At 64.1% G+C, this 25,735-nt stretch carries 26 protein-coding genes; 21 read left to right on the plus strand and 5 right to left on the minus strand.

Annotated elements, in window-relative coordinates; translation table 11 throughout:
• On the plus strand, positions 1–237 hold a 237-nt coding region (locus tag AC0L3S_RS20860; RefSeq protein ID WP_473280999.1), incomplete at its 5' end, for an SbmA/BacA-like family transporter.
• Between the two features lie 2,160 nt (positions 238–2,397).
• On the opposite strand, the gene AC0L3S_RS20865 is transcribed toward AC0L3S_RS20860, so the two are convergent.
• Together AC0L3S_RS20865 and AC0L3S_RS20870 are read right to left on the minus strand one after the other, a co-directional pair.
• Positions 2,398–2,499, minus strand: coding sequence for a hypothetical protein (locus tag AC0L3S_RS20865; RefSeq protein ID WP_369126693.1), 102 nt, complete (start codon positions 2,497–2,499; stop codon positions 2,398–2,400).
• A 291-nt stretch (positions 2,500–2,790) separates the two neighbouring features.
• Positions 2,791–3,525 (minus strand): outer membrane protein, encoded by a 735-nt coding sequence (locus tag AC0L3S_RS20870; RefSeq protein WP_007596410.1) that lies wholly within the window; start codon positions 3,523–3,525, stop codon positions 2,791–2,793.
• 1,215 nt (positions 3,526–4,740) lie between these two features.
• Here AC0L3S_RS20870 and AC0L3S_RS20875 point away from each other — a divergent pair.
• Positions 4,741–5,145: a YbgC/FadM family acyl-CoA thioesterase gene (locus AC0L3S_RS20875; protein WP_473281002.1), complete on the plus strand. Its 405-nt coding sequence runs from the start codon at positions 4,741–4,743 to the stop codon at positions 5,143–5,145.
• A gap of 77 nt (positions 5,146–5,222) precedes the next feature.
• Complete coding sequence (locus tag AC0L3S_RS20880) at positions 5,223–5,690, plus strand: nuclear transport factor 2 family protein (RefSeq protein WP_473281004.1); 468 nt, start codon at positions 5,223–5,225, stop codon at positions 5,688–5,690.
• 109 nt (positions 5,691–5,799) lie between these two features.
• On the opposite strand, the gene AC0L3S_RS20885 is transcribed toward AC0L3S_RS20880, so the two are convergent.
• Positions 5,800–6,519 carry a type 1 glutamine amidotransferase gene (locus AC0L3S_RS20885; RefSeq protein WP_473265550.1) on the minus strand — a complete coding sequence of 240 codons (720 nt, stop codon included), beginning with the start codon at positions 6,517–6,519 and terminating at the stop codon, positions 5,800–5,802.
• Between the two features lie 17 nt (positions 6,520–6,536).
• Positions 6,537–7,469 (minus strand): LysR family transcriptional regulator, encoded by a 933-nt coding sequence (locus AC0L3S_RS20890; RefSeq protein ID WP_473281006.1) that lies wholly within the window; start codon positions 7,467–7,469, stop codon positions 6,537–6,539.
• 151 nt (positions 7,470–7,620) lie between these two features.
• Between AC0L3S_RS20890 and AC0L3S_RS20895 the strand changes: the two genes are divergently transcribed.
• The 9 genes from AC0L3S_RS20895 to AC0L3S_RS20935 are packed head-to-tail and all read left to right on the plus strand — an operon-like array spanning position 7,621 to position 16,388.
• On the plus strand, positions 7,621–8,577 hold the full coding sequence (locus tag AC0L3S_RS20895) for an N-carbamoyl-D-amino-acid hydrolase (protein WP_007596405.1): 957 nt from the start codon (positions 7,621–7,623) through the stop codon (positions 8,575–8,577).
• A 35-nt stretch (positions 8,578–8,612) separates the two neighbouring features.
• Positions 8,613–9,437, plus strand: coding sequence for an ABC transporter substrate-binding protein (locus AC0L3S_RS20900; protein WP_473265538.1), 825 nt, complete (start codon positions 8,613–8,615; stop codon positions 9,435–9,437).
• Complete coding sequence (locus tag AC0L3S_RS20905) at positions 9,434–10,291, plus strand: amino acid ABC transporter permease (RefSeq protein ID WP_473265535.1); 858 nt, start codon at positions 9,434–9,436, stop codon at positions 10,289–10,291. The genes AC0L3S_RS20900 and AC0L3S_RS20905 overlap by 4 nt, the downstream gene beginning before the upstream one ends.
• The gene (locus AC0L3S_RS20910) at positions 10,288–11,052 is read left to right on the plus strand and encodes an amino acid ABC transporter ATP-binding protein (protein ID WP_473265533.1); all 765 of its coding nucleotides are present in this window, start codon (positions 10,288–10,290) and stop codon (positions 11,050–11,052) included. Before AC0L3S_RS20905 ends, AC0L3S_RS20910 begins: the two co-directional genes overlap by 4 nt.
• Before the next feature lie 14 nt (positions 11,053–11,066).
• Complete coding sequence (locus tag AC0L3S_RS20915; RefSeq protein ID WP_027570291.1) at positions 11,067–11,882, plus strand: ABC transporter substrate-binding protein; 816 nt, start codon at positions 11,067–11,069, stop codon at positions 11,880–11,882.
• Positions 11,869–12,753: a polysaccharide deacetylase family protein gene (locus tag AC0L3S_RS20920; RefSeq protein ID WP_473281009.1), complete on the plus strand. Its 885-nt coding sequence runs from the start codon at positions 11,869–11,871 to the stop codon at positions 12,751–12,753. Before AC0L3S_RS20915 ends, AC0L3S_RS20920 begins: the two co-directional genes overlap by 14 nt.
• An 8-nt stretch (positions 12,754–12,761) precedes the next feature.
• Positions 12,762–13,412, plus strand: a complete 651-nt coding sequence (locus AC0L3S_RS20925) for an aspartate/glutamate racemase family protein (RefSeq protein ID WP_473281128.1) — start codon at positions 12,762–12,764, stop codon at positions 13,410–13,412.
• A 22-nt stretch (positions 13,413–13,434) separates the two neighbouring features.
• Positions 13,435–15,018 (plus strand): ABC transporter substrate-binding protein, encoded by a 1,584-nt coding sequence (locus AC0L3S_RS20930; protein ID WP_473265522.1) that lies wholly within the window; start codon positions 13,435–13,437, stop codon positions 15,016–15,018.
• Complete coding sequence (locus AC0L3S_RS20935; RefSeq protein WP_473281011.1) at positions 15,015–16,388, plus strand: amidohydrolase family protein; 1,374 nt, start codon at positions 15,015–15,017, stop codon at positions 16,386–16,388. Before AC0L3S_RS20930 ends, AC0L3S_RS20935 begins: the two co-directional genes overlap by 4 nt.
• Here the strand turns inward: AC0L3S_RS20935 and AC0L3S_RS20940 are convergent.
• The gene (locus AC0L3S_RS20940) at positions 16,378–17,292 is read right to left on the minus strand and encodes a LysR substrate-binding domain-containing protein (RefSeq protein WP_473265516.1); all 915 of its coding nucleotides are present in this window, start codon (positions 17,290–17,292) and stop codon (positions 16,378–16,380) included. The two genes, AC0L3S_RS20935 and AC0L3S_RS20940, sit on opposite strands and share 11 nt — an antisense overlap.
• A gap of 270 nt (positions 17,293–17,562) precedes the next feature.
• Between AC0L3S_RS20940 and AC0L3S_RS20945 the strand changes: the two genes are divergently transcribed.
• The 9 genes from AC0L3S_RS20945 to AC0L3S_RS20985 are packed head-to-tail and all read left to right on the plus strand — an operon-like array spanning position 17,563 to position 25,687.
• Positions 17,563–18,597, plus strand: coding sequence for an ABC transporter substrate-binding protein (locus AC0L3S_RS20945; protein WP_473281013.1), 1,035 nt, complete (start codon positions 17,563–17,565; stop codon positions 18,595–18,597).
• Between the two features lie 23 nt (positions 18,598–18,620).
• Positions 18,621–19,655 (plus strand): ABC transporter ATP-binding protein, encoded by a 1,035-nt coding sequence (locus tag AC0L3S_RS20950; protein ID WP_473281015.1) that lies wholly within the window; start codon positions 18,621–18,623, stop codon positions 19,653–19,655.
• Positions 19,652–20,527, plus strand: coding sequence for an ABC transporter permease (locus AC0L3S_RS20955; RefSeq protein WP_473265508.1), 876 nt, complete (start codon positions 19,652–19,654; stop codon positions 20,525–20,527). The genes AC0L3S_RS20950 and AC0L3S_RS20955 overlap by 4 nt, the downstream gene beginning before the upstream one ends.
• Complete coding sequence (locus AC0L3S_RS20960; protein WP_473265507.1) at positions 20,524–21,330, plus strand: ABC transporter permease; 807 nt, start codon at positions 20,524–20,526, stop codon at positions 21,328–21,330. The genes AC0L3S_RS20955 and AC0L3S_RS20960 overlap by 4 nt, the downstream gene beginning before the upstream one ends.
• Positions 21,331–21,338: 8 nt before the next feature.
• Positions 21,339–22,475, plus strand: coding sequence for an NAD(P)/FAD-dependent oxidoreductase (locus AC0L3S_RS20965; RefSeq protein ID WP_473281018.1), 1,137 nt, complete (start codon positions 21,339–21,341; stop codon positions 22,473–22,475).
• Between the two features lie 19 nt (positions 22,476–22,494).
• The gene (locus AC0L3S_RS20970; protein WP_473281020.1) at positions 22,495–22,791 is read left to right on the plus strand and encodes a (2Fe-2S)-binding protein; all 297 of its coding nucleotides are present in this window, start codon (positions 22,495–22,497) and stop codon (positions 22,789–22,791) included.
• On the plus strand, positions 22,788–24,206 hold the full coding sequence (locus AC0L3S_RS20975) for an FAD/NAD(P)-dependent oxidoreductase (RefSeq protein WP_473281022.1): 1,419 nt from the start codon (positions 22,788–22,790) through the stop codon (positions 24,204–24,206). The genes AC0L3S_RS20970 and AC0L3S_RS20975 overlap by 4 nt, the downstream gene beginning before the upstream one ends.
• A complete protein-coding gene (locus AC0L3S_RS20980) occupies positions 24,203–25,324 on the plus strand; it encodes an NAD(P)/FAD-dependent oxidoreductase (protein ID WP_473265497.1) in 1,122 nt (373 codons plus the stop codon). The genes AC0L3S_RS20975 and AC0L3S_RS20980 overlap by 4 nt, the downstream gene beginning before the upstream one ends.
• A 15-nt stretch (positions 25,325–25,339) precedes the next feature.
• Positions 25,340–25,687 (plus strand): RidA family protein, encoded by a 348-nt coding sequence (locus AC0L3S_RS20985; RefSeq protein ID WP_473281024.1) that lies wholly within the window; start codon positions 25,340–25,342, stop codon positions 25,685–25,687.
• Positions 25,688–25,735: the final 48 nt, after the last annotated feature.

Below are 25,735 nucleotides of genomic sequence, written 5' to 3' on the forward strand. Positions count from 1 at the left end.
GTCATCTTTCCTTATCTGCTGCTTGCGCCCACAATCATCGCGGGCAGGATCACCCTCGGCGCGATGAACCAGATCCTCAACGCGTTCAAGCAAGTGCGAACCTCGTTTCAGTATCTCGTCAACTCCTGGAGCACGATCGTCGAACTGATCTCGATTTATCAGCGCCTGCGGAGCTTTGAGGCAAAGATCCACGGTGGGCTACTGCCGTCGATCGAGATAAGGAAGCAAGCCACATGATTCCTATAGCTGTAGGGTGTTGACGGACACCTGACCTTCCGTTCCGCGTCAATCGGTCGCAACGCTGCTGAATTGCTTAAGTTGTGAGAAGGGGCACTCGAGAGAATGGCGCTCGGCGTGGAGGAACTTAGCAGCTGCATATCGGAACCCCCGTGACGTGTTGTTGTGGATGACGGCTAGCGCGCTGTTGCAGCGCGCGGACTGAGGCAAAGGGGCGGCGGATGGCTGTAGGGGCCATTACAGCCGCCGCGGGTAAGCTACAAAGCAGCCGCGTCGCGTTCGACCTCCGGTCGACCCAGCGGGTTCATGACACCGAAGACTTGCTCCGAGAAAACAGCCATGAATCTGATTTTCTCCTGGAAATGGGTTCTCAGAGTCCACACCGCCTAGTTCTACAAATAAGTACCACCGTGTCGTAAGTTCGACAGTGTGAGTCAGACACGCCTCAACGGTGTTGTCCCGCGAGCAATCATAATTGTGTCACACATGGCACCGGACAGTGACTGACTAGCCAGAACGACCATGCGGGATGCTTCAAACTTGATCCGCTCCATGGAATACGGTGCTAAACAGGGGGGTAGGCATTATGTGGGGCGGCGAGCCCTGGTGACCGCCGGATGTGTTGGTGTCCATTCTGGTTCTGGCGGAACGGTAATCGAGCCCAGTGGCACCCAAGCACGTTCTAGCGTCACTGGATCGCGCAGCTGGGCGAAAGTTTCGGTGCGAATATCGAGCCACTCGAACCAGCGATCCTGGACGGCGACAAGCTGGGCTGGCCGGAGCACGCCGAAATTATCTCGAAGAGAAATTCTTATCACCGTAAGCTCAACTGTGAACCGTGCCAGAAGAGTTCAAGATGATGTTGCGTCGTGTTTCAACTACCAGAACCGGGATTTGACAACTCTGAGCCTGCGGACCAATCCGTTTCCGCCGAGCCGGAGCTCTGGCCGTGAACATGACCGCCAGATTGAGCAGCGTGGATTCACAAGCGTGGCTCGCCGACTATAGCAACCGCGCCGCACATCCGGCTCAAAAGGCGCGACGAGCTCCTAAGCCGGAATTGGCGCGATCGGAACAAGCAATCCACTAAGGCTGCCCAATTCACGGCTCGGCGATCCTCACCAAATGCTTTACGAACTTTTGTTGATAGCGTCAGCAAGCGTCGACTTGAAAACCAAAGGACCTATCCGCAGGATGCTTTCTTAAGCCGTCATGCATCCAGAATGAGCGGAGCACGAACTGTCACATTACCGAAACCTAGCTCTTGTACTAAGGCTCGGCCGTGTCTCCCTTATTCCTCCCGCTCCCTGGAGCGAAGAAGGTTTATTCCGCACGGCTTTCCGGGGCCACCGGCCAGGCGGGCCGGAGCCGAGGTCGGCCAGATCTCCGTTGTTTTTGGATTAGCGCCATGACACCGAAAACCAAACTATGCGCTTTGTTGCGAGGTGTTCTGGACGATGCGATCGGGATGGTGCCCGAAGCAAACCGGACGTCTTCGTTGAAGGCGTGCCTCGCCGAAAAGGTATTAGCTCTGGCCGCAAAAGGTCACTTGGATCCAACTGTCTTGACGCGTCTCGCGCTACGGAGTCTGCAGGAATCCTGTTGTGGTTGCTACGGGTGCGAACTGCAGAACCCCTTCGAGGTGTGAAGGACCGAGAATGAACTCCAAACCTATTCCCCGCGCTCTGGCGTGGCTGACCGCCCGGGTTTCGGCGGGTTGCAAGGCGACGCGAGATTAGAGGTCTGCCCGGCCATGGAGCTTGCGCCCGGCAGCGATGCCATCTGAGCGCGAGGGTTATGGCGTCCTGGCCGGAGAAACTCGGGTCAGTCCTGCTGTGGATGCCGCCTTGCTTCATCATGAGGTCGCCCGTGTCCGCGGCTTTCACTGACGTCATTGCGCCCCGCCCGCGGCACAGATGGATTTCTCCTCTGTCCGCATCGGCGCTTGGCGCGCGATATCGGCGATGTCGGAGGGCAGGCTGCTCGCCTGCTCGGTTGCCGCTAGTAGCCGAAGCGGGCGAGGCCGAGTGATCCGAAAGATCGGACGGGCCGGTGAGATGTTGGAAAGCCGAGCTGCCTATCGTCCGGGTTCGCGAAGACGCGGATGAGTCGATCTATTATGTCCTCAACGCTTGCAGGCGGACTCTTGCCGTGGCCGCCTCAGCGGAGGCAGCTGTGTTCGACGATCTCGTCTGCCTCGATTGCGACGGCGATGCGCCGCTTACCCTGGCAAGGCGGCAGCCGCAAGCCAAGCAGTATCATTCCCGCGGCATCGACGCAGGTTCCGAGCTCGTCGCCCTTGCGACTACCCCTCTCCACGATTACGGCTGACTTTCGGTGTCGAGTGTGCTCAGCGCGGAGCCGGCGGTTCCCCGCGAAGTGCTGAGCTTGCCGTCCGGAGAAGGAGGGGTCGCAGGCCAGCGAAAGGGGCCGGGATCGCGCAGGCGGCGCTTGAATCTCACGTCGGAATTGCCTGAATGGCCGGGCTCTGAGCGGGCCATGCTTCCCTTCAAATGGCCCCGGCTAGGCCGGGGCCATCGACAGAACTACGGATCAATATTTCAGGAGAATCGGACCGCCAAACTTATAGTTGACCCGTACCGTGATAAGGTCGAGATCCTCGCGGATGCGATCGGCCCCACCAATGTTCCCGCTGAATTTCACCGTGCGGGGCTGGAAGAACAGGTGGTCGTACTCGAAGCCCACCGTCCAGTTCGGTGCGATGCCGTGCTCGAATCCGACCCCCAACACACCGCCCCAAAGAACGTCACTTTTCCTAGCGGCTCCTGCCACGGTCGAGCTGATCTGATGGATGTTGCTCGTGACTGCGGCGCCGCCTTTGCCGTAAAGTACGTTATTCCCAAAGGCATAACCAATCTGCCCCGTCATGAGACCGAACGCGTCAATCTTAGTCTGGTTGGTAGTATCGGAAAACGCGATGCTTTGATTGGACCCGGTCAAATCAGCCCAGTTGCCCTGGCCCTCAACACCCAGCACGATCTGGCCCATCTGCCATCGATAGCCGATCTGGAGGCCCACGCTACCGCCTGTCGGATGATGACAGCCCTCGGGCGTGCTGCCAAGGTACTCCCAACAACTCTCGCCTGAGCTCAGACCACCGTTCACGCCGAAATAGTAAGCACTCCAATCGTAGATTGCAGCCGCGACAGGTCCTGGAGCGGTGGTGTAGAGAGGCCTGATGGGTTGCGCAGGCAGATCAGCACTGAATGCGGGGGCCACCGCAGCAAGCGCCACCGTACTGACTGTCATAAGCAACAAGTTCTTCATTTCTATTCCCATGTCTTGAGTGCCCCCGAGCCGGCTGCGTCTTAACAACGTGCACGCAAATTGCTGTAACTGCATCGCAACATTGGCGCTGGAAGAAATGCGTGAATCAAACGCCGCGTCAGGTTGCGGCGTTGCACATATCTCCAACTCCTTGACATGCCCCTTCGCTTGCGAGCGTAGATCAGCGCGGTGTCCTGCCTCTTGCGCACCCGACAGCTTGACGGCATCGCTCCACGTCGCGACGTAGTAGCGTGGTAGGTCGACGGGGCGCCCGGTAAGTGCGTGTTCCAGCCGTTCGTGATCACGGAGTCCAAGCCATCGTGATCGCCCATTCCAGAGCATCGTGATCACCGTTTCCAGCCGATCGTGATCGCTATTTCAGCGATTGCGATCGGGGGGAACCAGGAGGCGCGCACCGCTGACAGTCTGCAACCCAGCTACCTTGGTCTTTTGCCTAACTCCGACTGCTTCAGCTATGCGAACGCTACAAGCAATGGGCCGGCCCCCTCAAGCCCATCCTGTCCCCAGGTCCATGTCGCCGGCGAGAAGCTGTTCGTCGACTATTCCGGCCAGGCCATGGAGCTGGGTTGACGGAGTACGATACACGCCAGTCCTGCTCCGGCTCCGCGAACGAAACCGTCAAAGCAGGAGCGATCGGTTGGGCTTTCGGTCAGGGGCGGCGCCGACGGAGCAACGAACCCGGAAACTCTCACGCAAATAACCGCACACGTTCTTAATGTGGGTCAGTGGTGTGAGGTCCGCGATAGGATCTCCCGAAATCAGGCTCATAAGTGCCGCGGTTTCGCCCATGGCACAAGTACGGGTCTAATTAGGTTGTGGGCGCGTCCGCTCCGCGGACGGGGCTCTATGAGCCAGCTTGCCGAGCCATGCTGTCTCGGCCCTTCGGATCACGATGCCTCGCGCAAGCCATAAAGTGCTCCTCGCCGGGGGCACTCGGAAAACGGGCTCGCCTGTGGCGAGCGTTATCACGGCCCCGTTCCCGCGTACCGCTCAAACACCGGTGTTGTCGCTGCACTCGTCCCGCATGCCCCTTCGGGCCGCTATGCTCGCGGCCGGGCTGACATTTCTCTCGAGGCGAGCTAGGTGAACACTGAAGCTGATCCCGAAGGCGCTGCGGCTCGCCATGAAAGGGACGTAGAAAAATCTGCGCTTGTTCACGCTATCGCCCTCCAGCGCCCCAACGAAATCAAGAACTTGGCATTCTGTTGCGATATCGTCAAACCAGAGTTTTCGGGCATCGTCTATCACGCCAACTATTTGCGCTTCATGGAGCGCGGGCGGACCAATCATTTGCGGCTGATGGGCGCCGAGCAGCAGGCATTGTTCGAGCAGGCCGAGGCGGAAGACGCAGGCTTTGCCTTCGTGGTGCGTTCGATGCATCTCGATTTCCTCAAGCCTGCCCGGATGGATGACGTGCTCGATGTCGTGACCTGGCCGGTCGCCGTGAAGGGTGCGTCCATCGTGCTGGCGCAGGAGGTGCGGCGCGGGGAAAACGTGCTGGTGAAAGCCGAGGTGCGCGTCGCCTTCATCAGCGGCGGCCGCGCCCAGCCGATCCCGAAGTCGATCCGCGCCTTGATGAAGGCTGATTTGATTTCGTGATCGGGCGATAGCGGACGGCCTCTCGACTCCCCCGCGCGCGGCGATAGATTGCACTCCCGCCAACCGATGAGGCCATCATGTCGCGCCCGCCGCTTCCGCCCTTTACCCGTGAGACCGCAGCGCAAAAGGCCCGCATGGCCGAGGATGCCTGGAATTCGCGCGACCCGGTGCGCGTCTCGCTCGCCTATACCGAGGACAGCCGCTGGCGCAATCGCTCCGAGGTTTTTCAGGGGCGCGAAGCCATCGTCGCGTTCCTCACCCGCAAATGGGAGAAGGAGCACGACTACCGCCTGATCAAGGACCTCTGGGCGTTCGACGAAAACCGTATCGCCGTGCGCTTCCAGTACGAATGGCACGACGCTAGCGGCCAGTGGTATCGCTCCTACGGCAACGAGCAGTGGGAGTTCGACGAGCACGGCCTGATGCGGCGGCGCGAAGCGTCGATCAACGACATCGCGATTGCGGAGAAGGACCGGCGGTTTCACTGGCCGGCACCGGGGCCGAGGCCCGCGGATGTGGCGGGGTTAGGAGAGAGCCCGTTCTGAGATTTCAACCCTCATGGTGAGGAGCCGCGAAGCGGCGTCCGAACCATGCAGGCCCCCATTGCTGTAGCGGTGCCTCGATCCTTCGAGGCGCGCGCAATTGGCACGCTCCTCAGGACGAGGAGATGGACCTGCGCGCCAGAAATCGCGTAATCGCGCTACCGAGCTTGGCGTGATCCATCGGCTCCGCCAATGATTCCCTCGCCGTGGCAACGACAGCGTCCGGCGCCTTGCCGTCGCGCAGTTCGCAGCACACCTGCGCAAACTCCACGTCGAACTCCGGATGCGGCTGCACAGTCAGCGTCGCGCCGTTGGCGTAGAGCAGGCCGGCATGCGGGGTGAAATCGGAGGAGAGGATCGTCAGCGCATCGTTTGGCGGCTCGATGACCTGGTCCTGATGCGAGCAGGCGATGGCGACCGCTTCGCCGTCGACGACACCGTTGTCCGGCAGCACCTGATAGACGTGCCGGCCGATGCCCCAGCCCTTCTCCGACTTGCGCACGGTGCCGCCGAGCGCCTGCGCGATCAGCTGATGGCCGAAGCAGACGCCGACCATCGGTGTCCTGTTGGCGTAGGCCGTGCGCACGAAATCTTCCAGCGGCGCGATCCACTCGAGCCCGTCATAGACGCCGGCGGCCGCGCCGGTGATCAGCACCGCCTCCAAATTGCGCGGGTCGGGAAGCGCATCGCCGTTCGGGATGCTGACGATGTCAACCGTGGCTGTCGGATCGCCGGCGCGGACCATGCGCTCGAACATGTCGGGGAACGAACCGTAGCGCTCGCGATATTTTTGTGGGACCTGCCCGGTCTCGATGATGGTGATGCGTGCCATATGCCCTCTGGTAAAGGTCAAGCCTGGTCGCTTCCTGCCCCATGTTGCTTGTGTAGCGCTGTGCGCTCCAGCAACGCACTCTCTTTCCGGACCTCATTGAGAAACGCCTTGGCCAGGCGCGACAGCGGCTCGGCTTCCGACCATAACATATAGGCCACCGCGTGCGTCGTCGGTGCGAACGGCCGCACGACGAGGCCGGTCCCGCCGTTTTGCCGCGGCGAGAAGGGATCGACCACTGCGGCGCCGACGCCGGCGGCGGCGAGCACGCAGGCCGTGTTGCAGTAGCGCACCTCGACGGTCGGCTGGAACGGTGCGCCGGCCCGGACAAAACTGTCACGCACGGCCTCGCCCAGTCGCGTCCCACGCTCGAGCCCGATGAAGGGCAGACCGGATAGGTCCGCGGCCGAGATCACCGGCCGGTCGGCGAGCGGGTGCTGCGGCGGCAGCACGCACACCATCTCGCCGGTGTGCACCACCTCATGGGCGATGCCTGGATGATGTGTCAGCCCGAGCGCAAAGCCGAGCTCGGCGACGCGGTTGAGCACGCCTTCGATGATGCCCTCATAGCGCCGCACGTCGAAGAACACCCGCGTTTCCGGACGGCGGCGCAGGAAGCCTGACAGCGCCGAGGGGATGATGCTGTAAGCGAGCGGCGGCGTCGCGACCAGCGCGAGATGCCCGGAGCGGTTCTCGCGCAGATCGCGCACGCGGTTCTCGAGCTTGGCGTGCAGCGCGAAGATCGCCTCGCTCTCCTTGTAGAGCGCCATCGCTTCCGTGGTCGGAAACAGTCGGTTGTTGACGCGTTCGAACAGCGCAAAACCCGCCTGCGCCTCCATCGTCTTCAGCGCATTGCTGACGGCAGGCTGCGACAACGCCAGTTCGTCGGCAGCCGCAACCGTGGTGCGGTGGCGGATGACGGCGCGGAGAATCTCGAGCTGGCGCAGGTTCATATCACTGCCGATTATACTCTGGGTCAAAACATCATAGCAGAACGAATTGATTTTGCAGCCCCGCTTCCGCGTAATGGCAGCGGATTTGCACGTCGCATCAAAGGGTTCATTCGCCCATTGAGGCAGCACTGCGCACAGATTGGAGGCAATCTTGGTTCGTGTCCTTCGCGCCGCCGCCGCACAGATGGGGCCGACGCAAAAAGCCGATACGCGCGAGCATACGCTGTCGCGGATGCTTGCGCTGCTGGAGGAGGCGGCCGGCCGCGGCGCCAGCCTCGTGGTGTTTCCCGAGCTTGCCTTCACGACATTCTTTCCGCGCTGGCTGCTCGAAGGCGAGGCGCTCGACCATTATTTCGAGCGCGGCATGCCGAACCCTAACGTCGCCGCCTTGTTCGACCGCGCGCGTGCGCTGCGCGTCGGCTTCTATGTCGGCTATGCCGAGCTGACGCCGGATGGACGCCGCTACAATTGCGCCATCCTGGTCGATCGCGACGGCGAGCTGCTTGGCCGCTATCGCAAGGTGCACCTGCCGGGCTCGGTCGAGCCGCGACAAGGTGCGCGCTACCAGCAGCTCGAGAAGCGCTATTTCGAATACGGCGATCTCGGCTTTCCGGCCTTTCGCTCCGGATCGGCCTGGGCCCACGCCATCATGGGCATGATGATCTGCAACGATCGCCGCTGGCCGGAATCCTGGCGCGTGCTTGGCCTGCAGGGCGTCGAGCTCGTCTGCATCGGCTACAATTCGGCGGCTTATGATCCCAATGGCGGCAGCACGGAAGACGCCTCCTTGCGCACCTTCCACTCTACGCTGGTCACGCAGGCCAACGCCTACATGAACGCGACCTGGGCGATCTCGGTGGCGAAGGCCGGCGAGGAGGACGGCTCCGGGCTGATCGGCGGCTCCTGCATCGTCGATCCCAATGGCCGCATCGTCGCGCAGGCCGCAACGTTGACTGACGAGGTGATCGTCGCCGACATCGATCTCGACCTCTGCCGCCAGGGCAAGGACAAGATGTTTAACTTCGCCGCGCACCGGCGGCCGGAGCAATACAGGGTGATCACGGAACGCGCTGGCGTCATCGAGCCCGCGGTTCTCGACGCGGACTGACAGGACGTTCCAACAACGTTGGCAAAGGAGCTGACATGACACGCCTCTCGTATTTCCTCGGCATCGCAGCGCTGGCGGCCGTGACGTCCGCGCAAGCGGCGGAGCTTCCGGCGGAGATCAAGCAAGCGGGCGCGTTGAAGCTCACGGTGAATTCCACTTACGCGCCGATGGAATACCGCGATCCCGCGACCAATGAGCTCGTCGGGCTCGACGTCGATCTGGCGAACGAGCTCGCGAAGCGTCTCGGCGTGAAGATCGTCTGGAGCGAGACGCCGTTCGCCGAATTGATCCCGTCGCTCCAGACCAAGCGCGCCGATTTCATCATCTCCGGCATCTCCGATCGCGCCTCGCGGCGCGAGACCGCCGATTTCGTCGATTATCTCGGGACCGGCCCGCAGTTCTTCGTGATGGCGGAGAACGAAGCCAAGGCTGCGACCGATCTCTGCGGCAAGAAGGTCGGGACTACCCGCAGCACCAGCTTCCCGGTCGAAATCGAGAAGTGGAGCAAGCAGAATTGCGAGCTGGCCGGCAAGCCGGCGATCCAGTACGTGCCGGGCGAGAACTCGATCGACGTTCGCAACCAGCTCAAGCAGGGCCGCATCGATGCCGCCGTACAGGGCAGCGAGACGCTGCCTTATGCGCAGACGCAGGAAGCCGGAAAATACCGCGTGATCGGCGAACCCTTCGCCAAAGGCTATCAGGGCATCATGTTCCGCAAGGACGATGCGGCGCTTCGTGAAGTGGTGACCGAGAAGCTCACCGCGATGATCGCCGACGGTTCCTACAAGGCTGTCCTCGACAAATGGGGTCTCGGCGCCAACGCAGTCGAGAAGCCCATGCTGAACGCGGCGCCGCAATGAAGCCGGTACCGGCACTCGCGGAGGGTTTTCCCGATCTGTCGGGGATGCGGATCGCGCGCGAGCCGCACTGGTTTCGCTGGCTCAGCGCCGCGCTGATCGTTGCTGTGCTCGCACTGATCGTGCGTGCGTTTGCGGCCGGCCAGATCGAATGGTCCTATGTCAGCCGCTTCCTGACCGCAAAGGTCATTCTCGAGGGCATCGTCAACACCATGGTGATGGCGGTGCTGGCGATGGCGCTTGGCATCTTCCTCGGCGTGGTCGTCGCGATCATGCGGCTGTCGCCCAACCCGGTGCTGAAGACCGTTGCCGCCGGCTACACCTGGTTGTTCCGCGGCACGCCGTTGATCCTGCAACTGCTGCTGTGGTTCAATCTCGCGCTGGTGTTTCCGACTATCGGTATTCCCGGCCTGTGGAGCGCGCGCGCCGTCGACGTCATGACGCCCTTCCTTGCCGCGCTGCTCGGGCTCGGCATCAACCAGGGCGCCTATACGTCGGAAGTGATGCGCGCCGGCATGCTGTCGGTCGATATCGGGCAATATGAGGCGGCGCAGGCGATCGGCATGGGACGCTTGCGTGCGCTGCGCCGGATCGTTCTACCGCAGGCGATGCGGGTGGTGATCCCGCCGCTCGGCAACGAGTTCATCGGCATGGTGAAGGCGACCTCGCTCGCCAGCGTCATCCAGTATCCGGAGCTGCTGCACAACGCCGAAAACATCTACTACGCCAATTCGCGCGTGATCGAGCTCCTGATCGTCGCCGGGCTCTGGTACCTGCTCGTCGTCTCGGTGCTGACGCCGCTCCAGATGCTGCTCGAACGCCGTTTTGCGCGCGGCACATTGCGGCTCGCGCGATGACAAAACCCCTCGTCGCGATCCGCTCCGTCAGCAAGAGTTTTGGCGAGTTTCAGGCTCTCAAAAATGTCTCGCTCGACATCCGGCCCGGCGAGGTGATGTGCCTGATCGGCGCCTCCGGCTCCGGCAAGACCACGCTGCTCCGCTGCATCAACCAGCTCGCCGCGATCGACAGCGGCGGCATCTGGCTCGACGGCGAGCTCTTGGGCGTGCGCGAGCAGGGCGGCCGGCTGCATCGGCTCAGCGAGCGCGAAATCGGGCGGCAGCGGTTGAAGACCGGCATGGTGTTCCAGCGCTTCAATTTGTTTCCGCACAAGACCGCGCTCGAAAACATCACCGAAGGTCCGCTCCAGGTTCAGGGCCGAAAATCCGACGAGGTGCGTGCGGAGGCGATCGAACTGCTGCGGCGCGTCGGATTGTCGGCCAAAGCGGACTGGTATCCCGCCCAACTCTCCGGCGGCCAGCAGCAGCGCGTCGCGATTGCCCGCGCGCTTGCCATGAAGCCGATGCTGATGCTGTTCGATGAGCCGACCAGCGCGCTCGATCCCGAGCTCGTCGGCGAGGTCTTGGCAGTCATGAAGGAGCTGGCGCGGAGCGGCATGACCATGATGGTCGTGACACACGAACTCGGCTTCGCGCGCGAGGTCGCCGACCGCGTCGTCTACATGGACCAGGGCGCGATCATCGAGCAGGGCAGCGCCTCGGACGTCTTAGGCACGCCGCGCGAGGAGCGCACCAAGGCATTTCTTTCGGCAGTGATCTGAATGGGGGCGTATCGATGAAGAGACTTCTGGTTACGGCGGCACTCGTTGGCGCCATGAGCGCTCCGGTCATGGCGGTCGAGCTGCCGGCGGAGATCGCCAAGCGCGGCAGCATCAAGGTCGCGCTGGTGCCGAACTATCCGCCGATGGAGTTCCGCGATCCCGCCACCAACGCGTTGTCCGGCTTCGACATCGATCTCGGCGAGGCCATCGGCCGCAAGCTCGGCGTCAAGATCGAATGGCAGGAGACCAGCTTTGCCGAGTTCATGCCGTCGATCTCGACCGGGCGGGTGGACGCCATCCTGTCCGGCTTCACGGACTATGCCAGCCGGCACGAGATCGCGTCCTTCGTCGATTATCTGCGCAGCGGTCCGCAGTTCTTCGTGCAGCAGTCGCGTAAGGCGGAGTTCAAGGACGCGGCCGCGCTCTGTGGCAAGAAGGTCGGCGCCAGCCGCCGCACCATGTTCCCGGCGCAGATCGCGGCCTGGAGCGAGAAGAATTGCGGCACCAATCCGATCCAGTTCGTCGGCACCGACGGCTCGGCCGATGCCCGCACCCAGCTCAGGCAGGGCCGCATCGATGCCGCCGCCCAGGGCAACGAGACGCTGCCCTACATCATGGATCTCGAGCCCGGCACCTATGCGACCGTGGGCGAGCCCATCGCGCAGCAATTCACCGGCATCGCTCTGCCGGTCAAGGAAAAGGCGCTGCAGCAAGCGATGCTGGAGGCGGTCGATGCGCTGATCGCGGACGGCACCTATCGCACGCTGCTCGCTAAGTGGAAACTGACCGACAACGCACTCGAAAAGGCGACCCTCAATGCTGGACAGTAAGGCACTCCAGAGCATCCCGCTCACCCCAGCCAACACCGCGGATCCTGCGCCGGAATACCCCTGGCCGAAGCCGTACAACTCGGCGATGTTCCTGTCGTTCGACGTGGACGCGGAGAGCGCCTGGACCAGCAAGGACGCGTTGCACGCGCAGCGGCTCATCACCATGAGCTATGGCGGCTATGAGGCGCGCGTCGGCACGCCGAAACTGCTGGAGCTGCTCGACCAGCTCGATCTCAAGGCAACCTTCTTCGTCACGGGATGGTCGGTCGACGCGCATCCGGCGATGGCGGAATCCATTCTCAAGGCCGGTCACGAGATCGGCCACCACGGCTATCACCATCTCCTTCCCGATCCCGGCGACCCCTGGATCGAGGAGGAACTGGAGCGCGGGTTTGAGGCGCTCAAGCGCCGGCTTGGCGTCAGGCCGACCGGTTATCGCGCGCCCTACGGCGAATTCACCGAGGAGCTGCGGGTGGCGCTGGTGCGTCACGGCATCGTCTACACGTCCTCGTTCCGCGACGACGTTCGGCCCTATCGGCATCGTCTCGCAGACGGCAAGCCAGGCACGATCGAGCTGCCGGTGACCGCAAGCTATGACGACTGGATGCACGGCCTGTCCGCCCGCTTCAGTCCGCGCTCGATTTTCCCCAAGGAGCATGTCCTTTCGATCTGGAAAGACGAGCTCGACGAAACCAGAGACTGGGGCGCGATGGTGACGACCGTGCTGCATCCGCAATGCAGCGGCCGACCGATGCGGCTGCGCCTGCTGCGTGAGTTCCTGACTTACGCAAAGTCGTGCCCGGATGTCTGGATCACGACCGGCGAGAAGATCGCGGCCAACTTCCTGCGCCACGAGGCCGGGAAAAGTTGAGCCACGCTTTGACCCGCATCCTCGTCATCAACCCCAACTCCTCCGCATCGGTGACCGCGGCGATCGATGACGCCGTCGCGCCGTTGCGCATCGCCGGCGGACCCGCAATCGAGGTCGTCGGCCTTGCCGAGGGGCCGCCGGGCATCAGCTCGCAGCGCGACGCCGACAGCGTCGTCATGCCGCTGGTCAATCGCGTCACGCGCGACGATGCGGATGCCTTCGTGCTCGCCTGCTTCAGTGATCCCGGCCTGCATGCGGTGCGCGAGGCCGCCGGCGGGCGCCCGGTGATGGGCATCGCCGAGTGCGGCATCTTTCGCGCGCTGATGCTGGGCGAACGTTTTGGAATCATCGCGCTGTCGCCGTCGAGCATTCGCCGCCAACAGCGGATGGCGCGGGTGATGGGCGTCGATAGTCGTTCTGCCGGAAGCTGGTCGGTCGGCGCGAGCGCCGCGGAGACGGCAGGCGCGGACATCCGGGGACGGTTGATCGAAGCAGGCCGCGCGCTGGTCTCGCAATGCCGCGCCGATGTCGTGGTGATGGGCTGCGCCGGGATGGCCTCGCATCGCGCGGCGATTGCGGAGGCGATCGGCGTGCCCGTGGTCGAGCCGGCGCAGCAGGCGGTGGCCGCTGCGATCGGTGCGGTGTTGTTGAACGCGTAAGATCCTTCAGGAGCCTCGTGCAATGCCCCTCTCCCGTCGTTCGCTCCTCAAGGCCGCAGCCGCTGTGCCGGCGCTGTCATTTCCGGGCATCCTGCGCGCCGAATCCCAGACGACGCTGCGCTTCATTCCGGTGATCGACCTCGCTTTCGTCGACCCCATCTATTCCACGGCACAGGTGTCGCGAAACCACGGCTTCATGGTCTACGACACGCTCTACGGCATGAGCTCCTCCCTGCAGGTCTCGCCGCAGATGCTGTCGGGCCATGTCGTCTCCGGCGACGGGCTGCAATGGGACCTCAGCTTGCGCGATGGCCTGTTCTGGCACGACGGCGAGCGCGTGCTTGCGCGGGACTGCGTCGCGAGCATCCGCCGCTGGGCCGCGCGCGACGGCTTTGGCGGTGAGCTGATGGAGGCGACGGACGAACTGTCGGCCACTGACGACCGCACCATCCGCTTCCGCCTCAAGCGTCCGTTCCCGCTGCTGCCGCAGGCGCTGGGCAAGGCCGCGATCAACGCGTGCTTCATGATGCCGGAGCGGCTGGCGAGCCAGGATCCATTCAAGCCGCTGACCGAAGTGATCGGTAGCGGCCCGTTCCGTTATCTCGCCGACGAGCGCGTGCAGGGTGCGCGCAACGCCTATGCCAAATTCGAGCGCTATCAGCCGCGTAGCGACGGCAAGCCGGATTGGACCGCGGGTCCCAAGATCGTGCACTACGATCGGGTGATCTGGACCACCACGCCCGATGCGGGCACCGGCGTCGCCGCGCTGCAGACCGGCGAGCAGGACTGGCAGGAGACCACGCCGCACGACCTGCTGCCGATCATCAAGGCGGCCGGCGACATCGAGACGCGCATCCTCGATCCCCGGGGTTATGCCTGCATGCTGCGTCTCAATCATCTCCAGCCGCCGTTCGACAATCCCGCCGTTCGCCGCGCGCTCCTGGGCGCGATCGATCAATCCGCCTTCATGACCGCGGTGGCCGGTACCGATCCGAACTTTCAGGTCTCCCCCATCGGCTATTTCGCGCCGAATACCCCGATGGCGAGCGATGTCGGCCTCGACGTGTTCCGCGGCCCGCGTGACTACGCCAAGGTGAAGGCCGATCTCAAGGCCGCCGGCTATAATGGCGAGAAGATCGTGGTGCTCGTGCCCACCAACTCGTTGGCGCAGAAGCCGCTTGGCGAGATCGCCGTCGATTCCTTGCGCAAGGCCGGCATGAACGTCGAATATGCCGGGCTCGATTTCGCGGTGGTGTTGCAGCGCCAGATCAAGAAAGATCCAATCGGTCAGGGCGGCTGGAGCGCGGCGGTCGGCAACTGGCAGGGCATCGACTGGCTCAATCCGGCCGGCAACACCAACATCCGCGGCGAAGGCAAGGTCGCCGGCTGGTATGCGAGCGAGAAGATGGCCGGCCTGCGCAGCCAGTGGCTGGCGGCCTCCGAGCTCGCGGAGCAGCAGCGCATCTGCCGTGAGATCCAGGCGGTGGCTTTCCAGGAAATCCCCTATATTCCGATCGGCCTGTACAAGCAGCCGACCGCCTATCGCAAAGCCGTCACCGGCATTCTCGACGGCACCGCCGTCTTCTGGAACGTACGCCCCGCATGAGCACCTCAGCAATTTTCGGCAGCTATGTGCTGTCTCGCAAGGACGGCGCGCAGGATGTGTTGCGCGACCATTGGGTTCTGGTCGAAGGCAAGAAGATCGCCGCGATTACGCGCGATAAGCCGCGCGCGGACGAGGTGCATGACCGTCCCGGCCGATTCGTGCTGCCGGGCCTGCTGAACCTGCACAATCACTGCTTCTCGGAAGCGGTGGCGCGCAGTCACACCGAGGACGGCAATGGCCGCCGCAACAACCAGAGCATCGTCTACACGGTGCTGCTGCCGCTGACCAAGCGCGGCGCCGAAATACTGTCGACGGAGGAGCGCCTGGCTGTCGCGAGGCTCGGCATACTCCAGCTCCTCAAGGGCGGCGCCACCACGGTGATGGAGCCGTTCCGCAACTCGATCCCCGAGATGTTCGACGCGGCGGAAGAGATGGGTATCCGCTTCCACGGCGCGCCCTATCTGTTCTCGACGTCCGACGCCAAGGCGGGTCCGGACGGCGTGGTTCGCTATTCCGGCGATGACGGCACCGCCGACATGGCGACGTGGGATGCGCTCTATCAGCGCTGGAACAACCGGGGCGACGGCCGCATCAGTCTCGCGATGAGCCCGCATGCGACCGACACCTGCGGTCCCGATCTGCTGAAGGCCTGCGCGACGCGAGCGCGCGAGCTCGGCGTCCCCATCACGACCCACATGGCGCAGAGCCGTGCCGAGGTCGAGACCATCGGCAAGCGCTATGGTGGCCGCACGCCGGCGCAATATCTGGACTGGCTCGGCCTGCTTGCGCCCGATCTGATGGCGGCGCATTGCATGTTCAGCAGCGACGACGATCTCAAGCTGATGGCCGCGCGCGGCATGACGGTTCTCAACTGCCCGCGCGTGTTCGCGCGCGCCGGCGTCACCGCCGCGTTTAGCCGGTTCGCGGAGCACGGCGTGCGCACCGTGGTCGGTACCGACGGCTACAATATGGACCTGCTCGGCGAGCTCAACGCGGCGTCACTGATCTCCAAGATCACCTCGGCGCGCGCCGATGTCGCGAACGCGCCCGAGTTGATCGAGGCGAACACGGCGATCGCCGCCGATGTCATCAAGCGGCCCGATCTCGGCCGGATCGAGCCGGGCGCGACCGCCGACCTCACGATCGTCGATCTCACCCATCCGCATCTTCAGCCGCTGTTTGATCCGCGCCGCGCACTGATCGCGCTCGCCAATCGCGCCAATATCGATCAGGTCATGGTCGACGGCCGCATGCTGGTCGATGCCGGGCATTATCTCGGCGCTGACGAGGCGGCGATCACGGCGGCGGGGACCGCTGCGATCGGCAAGATCTGGGACCTGCCGGAAGCGCAGGCGGCGTTCAACGGCTGAGGGTTGGCTCGTCGAATTCGGCGAGCGCCTTGCGCATGGTCTCGACCAGATCCAGCGCCACCGGCGAGGGGCTGCGCTGCGCCGGAAAAACCGCGGAGAATTCGAAATCGATCCGCGGCAGGAAGCGGCGCACGACGACGCCGCGGGTGGAAAATTCCTGAGCCGTAAAGGGATCGCAGATGGCGACGCCAAGTCCCGACGACACCATGCCGCACATGATCTCCGACAGCGTGGTCTCGACCCTGAGCACGCGGCGGACATCGTGGCGATGGAAGACCTGGTCGACGAGGTGGCGGCTCGACGAGCCCGCCGACAGCGAGATGAAAGTCTCGCTCTCGAAATCGCGGGGCTCCAGCACTTCCTTTTCCGCGAGGCGGTGACCGGTGGGCAGTACAGCCACACGCGCGGGCGCCGGCAGCTTCTGGCTCGGCAAGCCCGAATGCGCGATCGGCACCTCGGCAAAGCCGACGTCGCATTGGTTGTTCAGCACCCAATCGACCACGATCGGCGAGATCACGCCGAAGAAAGCGAGGTTGAGGTTCGGCCGCTCCTTCAGGAAGTGCCCGGTGAGCCGCGGCAAATAGCCATTCGACAATGCTGGAAGTGCCGCGATCCGCAGTGAGCCCGTGCGCCGGCCGCGGATTTCCTCCGCTGCCGCGGTGATGCGTTCGAGGCCGACAAAGGAGCGCTCGACTTCGGTGTAGAGTGCCATGGCCGCAGCGGTCGGCACGAGGCCGGTGCCGCGCCGCTCGAACAGCTCCATCTTCAACAGCGCCTGGAGGTCGCGCAGCAAGCGGCTGACCGCCGGCTGCGTCACTTTCATCAGCGCCGCCGCCTCAGTCACGCTGCCGGTCAGCATCGTCGCCCGGAAGGCCTCCACCTGCCGCGAATTGATCCGCGCCATCCCGAACTCCATTCATAACATTTAGGCATGCAGAGGCTGCCATTATTCATTGGACGATGGAAGCCGGAGTTTGCGATCTTTTTCATCAGAGCTGGAGACGGCCCGCTTTTTCGGCAGATTGGAGGGGTTCGACCTCCGGATCGCGCCAAAACCCGCCGAGCAGGGACCGGAGCCCTGGTCGGGGAGGGTCTGCGCGGAAGGAAATGCGGAAGGTTCAGCCAGCGAGACTCGTCGACGCGTCACCTCATCCCGGTATGGAGATCGGACCACATGAAGACTTTTCGCCTTCTGACAGCGGTCAGCATCGCGGCCCTCATCGCCGCCCCGTCGGTCGCCACGGGCCAACAAAAGACGCTCTACGTAGCCGGCTATGGCGGCTCGTTCGAGAAGACCATTCGTGACGAGGTGATCCCGGCCTTCGAGAAGGAGAACGGCGTCAAGGTCGAGTACGTCGCCGGCAACTCCACCGACACGCTGGCAAAGCTGCAGGCGCAGAAGGGCAACCAGCAGATCGACGTCGCCATCGTCGACGACGGCCCGATGTACCAGGCGATCCAGCTCGGCTTCTGCGGCAAGCTCGAGGGCTTGCCGGCCGATCTCTACGACACCGCGCGCTTCAAGGACGATCGCGCGGTCGCGATCGGCATCGTCGCCACCGGGTTGATGTACAACACCAAGGTGTTTGCGGAGAAGGGCTGGGCGCCGCCGACCTCGTGGAACGATCTGAAGGATACGAAATACGCCAAGCAGCTCGTGATCCCGCCGCTCAACAACACCTACGGTCTCGAAGCGCTGGTGATGCTGTCGAAGATGAACGGCGGCGGCGAGACCAATGTCGATTCCGGCTTCAAGATCTTCAAGGAGCAGATCAATCCGAACGTGCTGGCCTATGAGCCGTCGCCGGGCAAGATGACCGAGCTGTTTCAGTCCGGCCAGGCCGTGATCGCGGTGTGGGGCACGGGCCGCGTGCAGAGCTTTGCCAATACCGGTTTCCCCGTCGACTTCGTCTACCCGAAGGAAGGCGCCGCGACGCTGCTGACGACCGCCTGTCCGATCACCAAGCCGAACGCCTCGCCGCTTGCGTCCAGCTTCGTCAAGATGCTGCTCGAACCCAAGATCCAGCTCGTGATGCTGAAGGATTACGGCTACGGCCCGGTGCTGAAATCGCTGGTGATCCCGCCCGAGCTCGGCAAGATGGCGCCGATCGGGGAGCGTGCCGCAAAGCTGTATAATCCGGACTGGACCGTCATCAACGAGAAGCGCGAGGAATGGACCAAGCGCTGGAATCGCGAGGTCGAGCGCTGATCGGTCATCCCGGAGACAGTGCGATGGCCTATCTCGAGCTCGAAGGGGTCGCCAAGCAATTCGGAGCGCAGACTGTCGTCGACGACTTCAGTCTCGCGGTGGGGAAGGGGGAGTTCATCTCCTTTCTCGGCCCCTCCGGCTGCGGCAAGACAACGACCCTGCAGATGATCGCGGGCTTCCTCGATCCCAGCCGCGGCGCGATCCGGCTGGAGGACAAGGATCTGACCGCGATCCATCCGGCCAAACGCGGGCTCGGGATCGTGTTCCAGAGCTACGCGCTGTTTCCGCACATGACCGCGGCCGAGAATGTCGCCTTCGGCCTCGAGATGCGCAATGTCCCGCGCGGCGAACGGACCGAGCGGGTCCGCGCCGCGCTCGCGATGGTCGGGCTTGCCGGCTACGAGGATCGTCATCCGCGCCGCATGTCCGGCGGCCAGCAGCAGCGCGTGGCGCTGGCGCGCGCGCTGGTGATCAAGCCGAGCGTATTGCTGCTCGACGAGCCGCTATCGAATCTCGACGCCAAGCTGCGTGAGGAAATGCAGATCGAGCTGCGCCAGATCCAGCGCACCATCGGCACCACCACGATCCTCGTCACCCACGACCAGAACGAGGCGATGTCGCTGTCCGACCGCATCGTGGTGATGAGCCAGGGCCGGATCGAGCAGATCGGCACGCCGCAGGAGACCTACGAGAAGCCGGCCTCGGCCTTCGTCTCGCAGTTTTTGGGCAAGACCAACGACTTTGCCGCGACGATCGATCGGACGAGTGCGCCTGCGCGATTGATCGCCGGGTCGTGGAGCGCGCCTGCGCCTGCCGGGCGCAGCGGTCCGGTCACCATCAGCATTCGCCCCGAGCGGATCGACTTTGGCGACGCTGGCCTCGGCGCAAAGATCGTCACGCGCATCTTCCAGGGTAATCACTGGCTGTTCCAGTGCGAGAGCGAGTGTGGCCCGGCGACTGTGATCCGCCAGAATGACGGCCGATCGCAGCCGGTCGAAGGCGAGGCCGTTCACCTCACCTGGCGGCCGGAAGACATGGGCGTGAGGGGCGTCGCATGAGCGCCTCTGCCGAGGAACGAAACGCACGCACCCCCTGGGCGCTGACTGCGCCCGCTTTGATGCTGTTCTTTGGCGTGCTCCTGATTCCACTCGCGATGACCGTGATGCTGTCGTTCCACGATTGGGGCCAGTACAAGGGCATCGAGCCGGTCTTCATCCTCAAGAACTGGCACGAGATCGTAACCGATCCCTACTACGCCGAGATGTTCTGGCGGACGTTTCGCATCGCGATCCTGACCACGCTGCTCACGGCCGTGCTCGGTGCGCCCGAAGCCTACATCCTCAACCGCATGGATGGACGCTGGAAGAGCATCTTCCTGCTGGTCATCCTGGGGCCGCTGTTGATTTCCGTAGTCGCGCGCACGCTCGGCTGGGCGCTGCTGTTCGGCGGCAACAACGGCCTCGTCAACAAGCTGTTGATGTCGGCCGGGCTGATCCGCGCGCCTATCCCCTTCATGTTCACCGAAACCGGCATGGTGGTCGCACTTGCGCATGTGATGATGCCATTCATGGTGCTGTCGGTGTGGGCGGCGCTGCAGCGTCTCGATCCGCAGATCGAGAATGCCGCGATGTCGCTCGGCGCCGGCCCCGTGACCATCATCCGTCGCATCATCATGCCGCAGATCATGCCGGGCGTGCTGTCGGGGGCGATCATCGTGTTTTCGCTCTCGGCCAGCGCGTTCGCGACGCCCGCGATCATCGGCGGCCGTCGGCTCAAGGTCGCGGCGACGCTGGCTTATGACGAGTTCCTCAACACGCTGAACTGGCCGCTGGGCGCGGCGGTCGCCACGCTGCTGCTGGCCGCGCTGGTCTTGATCGTCGTCGGCAGCAACGCGCTGATCGAGCGTCGCTACGCGGAGGTGTTCCGATGAGCCGGAACGGACCGCTGGCGCTGATCTTTCACACCGTCTTCGTCATCGTCATGGTGGCGCCGATCCTCGTCGTTTGCCTCGTTGCGTTCACGCCAGAAGGCTTCCTGTCGCTGCCGACAAACGGCTTTTCGTTGCGCTGGTTCAGGGCGATCGCCAACTATCCTGAATTCGTCCATGCTTTCTGGGTCAGTCTTGGCCTTGGCGCACTGTCCTCCTTCGTGGCGCTGCTGTTCGCGGTGCCTGCCGCGCTCGCGATCGCGCGCTATCGGTTCCGCGGCCGTAATGCGCTCGCGGCCCTCTTTCTCTCGCCGCTGATGATCCCGCATGTCGTGCTCGGCATCGCCTTCCTGCGCTTCTTCACCTCGGCTGGCCTCGGCGGCAGCTTCGCCGCGCTGATCATCGCGCATGTCATCATCGTGTTTCCGTTCGCGCTGCGGCTGACGCTGGCGGCCGCGACCGGTATGGACCTTTCGGTCGAGATGGCGGCGGTCTCTCTCGGTGCCGGCGGCTGGACGCTGTTCCGCCGCGTGACGCTGCCGCTGATCTTGCCCGGCGTCATCAGCGGCTGGGCGCTCGCCTTCATCCAGTCCTTCGACGATCTCACCATGACCGTCTTCCTCGCGGCACCCGGCACCGAAACACTGCCGGTGCGCATGTTCCTCTATATCCAGGACAACATCGATCCGCTGGTGACGTCGGTCTCGGCCTGCGTGATCGCGATCACCATGACCGCCCTCATTCTGCTCGACCGCTTCTACGGGCTCGACCGCGTGCTCGCCGGCAAGGGCGATACAGGGCGATAGGAGAATCCATGCGAACAGATTACGACGTCGCCGTCGTCGGCGGCGGATTGCTCGGCTCCGCCATCGCCTGGGGCCTCGGCCGGCTCGGCAAGCGCGTCGCCGTGCTCGACGAAGGCGATATCACCAAGCGTGCCTCGCGTGCCAACTTTGCGCTGGTCTGGGTGCAGAGCAAGGGCCTCGGCATGCCCGCCTATACGGTCTGGACTGTGCAGGCGTCGCAGGCGTGGGGCCGGCTCGCGTCCGAGCTGAAGCAGCAGACCGGCCTGGATGTCTCTCTTCAGCAGAATGGCGGCTTTCATCTCACGCTCGGCGAAGACGAATTCGGCCAGCGCACCGAGCTGGTCAAGCGCATGCACAATCAGACCGGCGCCGCCGACTACAAGATGGAGATGCTGCCGGCGTCCGAGGTGAAGAAGGCGCTGCCGCTGATCGGACCTGAAGTTTCCGGCGGCAGTTATTGTCCGCTCGACGGTCACGTCAATTCGCTGCGCACGTTTCGTGCGTTCCACACCGGCTTTAGGGCATTCGGCATCGATTATCTTCCGGAGCGTCCGGTCTCGGCGATCAGCCAGAGCGGCGGTGAATTTCGCCTGACGACGCCGCAGGGCGAGCTCCGTGCCGCCAAGATCGTGCTCGCCGCCGGCAATGCCAACCAGACGCTGGCGCCGATGGTCGGCCTTTACGCCCCGATGGGCCCGACCCGTGGCCAGATCGTGGTGACCGAGCGCACCATGCCGTTCCTGCCGCATCCGCTGACCACGATCCGCCAGACCGACGAAGGCACGGTGATGATCGGCGACAGCAAGGAAGACGAGCTCGACGATCGCGCGCTGAAGCACTCGATCAGCGCCGTGATGACCGATCGCGCCCAGCGCATGTTTCCGCATCTCGCGCGGCTCAACGTGGTCAGGAGCTGGGCCGGCATCCGCGTCATGCCGCAGGACGGCTTTCCGATCTATGACCAGTCGGAGACGCATCCCGGCGCCTTCGTCGCCTGCTGTCATTCCGGCGTGACGCTCGCCTCCAACCACGCTTTCGAGATCGCGCGGATGGTCGCGCAAGGCGCGCTCGAGCCGGAGCTCGTCGGTGCGTTCTCGGCCAGCCGTTTTCGCGCCGCCGGTGCTGCGAACAACAGCGGCTACTAGAGATATTGAAGGAGCCAGGATGTTCAAACGATCCGAGCAGGACAAGCGGCCGCCGGTGCAAATCTTCGTCGATGGCCTTGCCGTCGCGGCGCGGCAGGGCGACACAGTCTCCGCGGCGCTGCTGGCCTCGAGCTGCGATGCACGCCGTTCGACCGCGGTGAGCGGCGCGCAGCGTTTGCCCTATTGCATGATGGGCGTGTGCTTCGATTGCCTCGTCACCATCGATGGCGTCGGCAACCGACAGGGCTGCTTGGTGCCGGTCGCTGAGGGCATGCAGATCGAGATTCAGAAGGGCAAGCGGGAGATCGGAAAATGACTGTGGCTCCCAGGCGCGAAGAATACGACGTCGTGGTGATCGGGGCCGGGCCTGCCGGCCTTGCCGCTGCTGCGACGTCCGCCGAAACGGGCCTGTCGACGCTGCTGCTCGACGAGAATGTCGGGCCCGGCGGACAGGTGTTCCGCGCCATCTCCTCGACGCCGGTGACCGAGCGCAATCAGCTCGGCGCCGACTATTGGGCGGGCGCCGATCTCGTGCAGGCGCTGCGCGCGAGCGACGCCGAGGTGATTCACCGCGCCACGGTCTGGAGCCTCGACCGCAATCTCGACATCGCGGTCTCGATCGGCGGCGCCTCAACGTTCGTCAAGGCGAAGCGCGTGATCCTCGCGACCGGCGCGCTGGAACGGCCGTTCCCGATTCCGGGCTGGACACTACCGGGCGTGATGACCGCGGGCGCCGCGCAGACGATGTTGAAATCATCGGCCCTGGTGCCTGACGGACGCACGGTGATCGCGGGGCAGGGGCCGTTGCTCTGGCTGCTCGCCGCGCAGATCTTGCGTCTCGGCGGCCGCATCGATCGCATTCTCGACACCACCGAGCGCGGCAATTATTTCGCGGCTCTCCCCTACGCCTTTGCCTTCGTGACCTCGCCCTATTTCGCCAAGGGCCTGTCGATGATGCGTGAGGTGAAGGCGAAGGTGCAGGTCGTCTCCGGTGTCACCGAGCTTGCGGCCTCTGGCGACGGCCAACTCGCGAATGTCAGCTATGTCGCGGGTGGCAAGCGCGAGACCATCCCCGCGGAACTGCTATTGCTCCATCAAGGCGTCGTGCCCAACGTCAATCTGGCGATGGCGGCCGGAATCGAGCATCGCTGGGATGATCTGCAATTGTGCTGGTCTCCGGTGCTCGATGCCAGCGGCAATTCGTCGGTCGCCGGCATTGCGATTGCCGGCGACGGCGCCGGCATCGGCGGCGCGAACGCAGCCGTGGTGCGCGGCCGCATCGCGGCACGCGCGGCACTGGAGGCGTTGGTGCCTGCGGCTGCCGCAAAACTTGAGCCGATGGCGAGCCTCCGCGCCGATCTCGCCAAGTCCGAGCGTGGCCGCGTTTTCCTCGACACGCTGTTCCGTCCGGCGCCTCAGTTTCGCATTCCCGCGGGCGACACCATCGTCTGTCGCTGCGAGGAGGTCACCGCAAAGGATATTCTCGACGCCGTCGCGATCGGCGCGACCGGGCCGAACCAGCTCAAGGCCTATCGCCGCACCGGCATGGGTCCGTGCCAGGGCCGGCTCTGCGGCCTCACCGTCACCGAGCTGATGGCGCAGGCGCGGGACAAGAGCCCGCAGGAGATCGGCTATTACCGGCTGCGCGCGCCGGTCAAGCCGATCACGCTCGCCGAGCTTGCCGCGGTTCCGAAGAGCGAAGACGACATCAAGGCGGTGGTGCGCGGATGACGAAAAACGTGGATGCGATCGTCGTCGGCGGCGGCATCCACGGGTGCTCGACTGCGCTGCATCTGTGTCTGGCCGGCTTGAAGCCAGTGCTGATCGAGAAGGACTATGCCGGCCGCCACGCCTCCGGCGTCAACGCAGGCGGCGTGCGCCAGCTCGCGCGGCACATCCCCGAAATCCCGCTGTCGATCCGCTCGATGGGAATCTGGGAGAAGATCACCGATCTCCTCGACGACGATTGCAGCTTTGAGAGCTATGGCCAGGTCCTCGTCGCAGAGAACGAGGAGGAACTCGCGGTCTGCCGCGCACGTGTGGCCGAGCTCAACGCGCTCGGCTTCACCCACGAGGAGCTGATCGATGCGGCCGAGCTGCGACGCCTCGTGCCTGCAGTCGCCGAGACCTGTCCCGGCGGTGTGGTCTCGCGCCGCGACGGTGCGGCCAATCCCGCGCAGGCAACGACGGCGTTCCGGCGCAAGGCCGGCCAGCTCGGTGCGATCGTTCGCGAGGGCATTGCGGCCACGAACATCCGGCACACCGACGGCCTCTGGCGTGTCGATGTCGGCGCCGAGAGCTTTGCCGCGCCGGTGCTCGTCAATGCCGCCGGCGCCTGGGCCGGAACCATCGCAGCGGCGCTCGGTGAGCCCGTTCCGGTCGAGAGCGTGGCGCCGATGCTGATGATCACCTCGCGCGTGCCGCATTTCATCGACCCCGTCGTGATCCTGCGCGGACGCAAACTGTCCTTCAAGCAATTCAAGAACGGCACGGTGCTGATCGGCGGCGGCCATCTGGCAACGCCGTATCAGGATCGAAACGAGACGGTGCTGGACTGGAAGAGCCTCGCGACCAGCGCCCGCACCGTGTTCGAGCTGTTTCCGGTCATGCGCAGCGCGACGATCGTCCGCGCCTGGGCCGGCATCGAGGCCAAGACCAAGGACGATCTGCCCGTGTTTGGACCAAGCAGCCGGCACAAGGGCCTTTATCACCAGTTCGGTTTCTCGCTGCACGGTTTCCAGCTCGGCCCCGGCGCGGGCGCCGTCATGGCGGAGCTGATCGTCAACGGCGGCACCCAGACCCGCATCGGCGATCTCGGCATCGACCGTTTCCATCCTTCCACGCTCTAGCAACAAGAGGACATCATGAGCATTACCCGCAGCATCCGCACGCCCATCATGCACCGCGCCGTCGAAGCCAACGGCTTTGTCTTCATCGGCGGTACCATCGCCGACGACACCTCGGTGTCGATGGGCGAGCAGACCCGCAACATCCTCGGCAAGATCGCCGGCTATCTGAAGGAGGCGGGCACCGACAAGTCGCGCGTCGTGAGCACCTCGATCTTCGTCACGGACCTTTCCAAGAAGAAGGAGATGGACGCGGTCTGGACCGAGTTCTTCGGCGACAATCTGCCGACCCGCGCCACCGTCGGCGTCGCCGATCTCGGCGGCAGCGCGCTGATCGAGGTCCTGGTCACCGCCCTCAAGGGCTAACGGCGTCTGCCGATGGCGACTGAAGCCGGGCGTCCAGCCGCCGGAATG

This window comes from Bradyrhizobium sp. Ken01, from assembly GCF_055807355.1.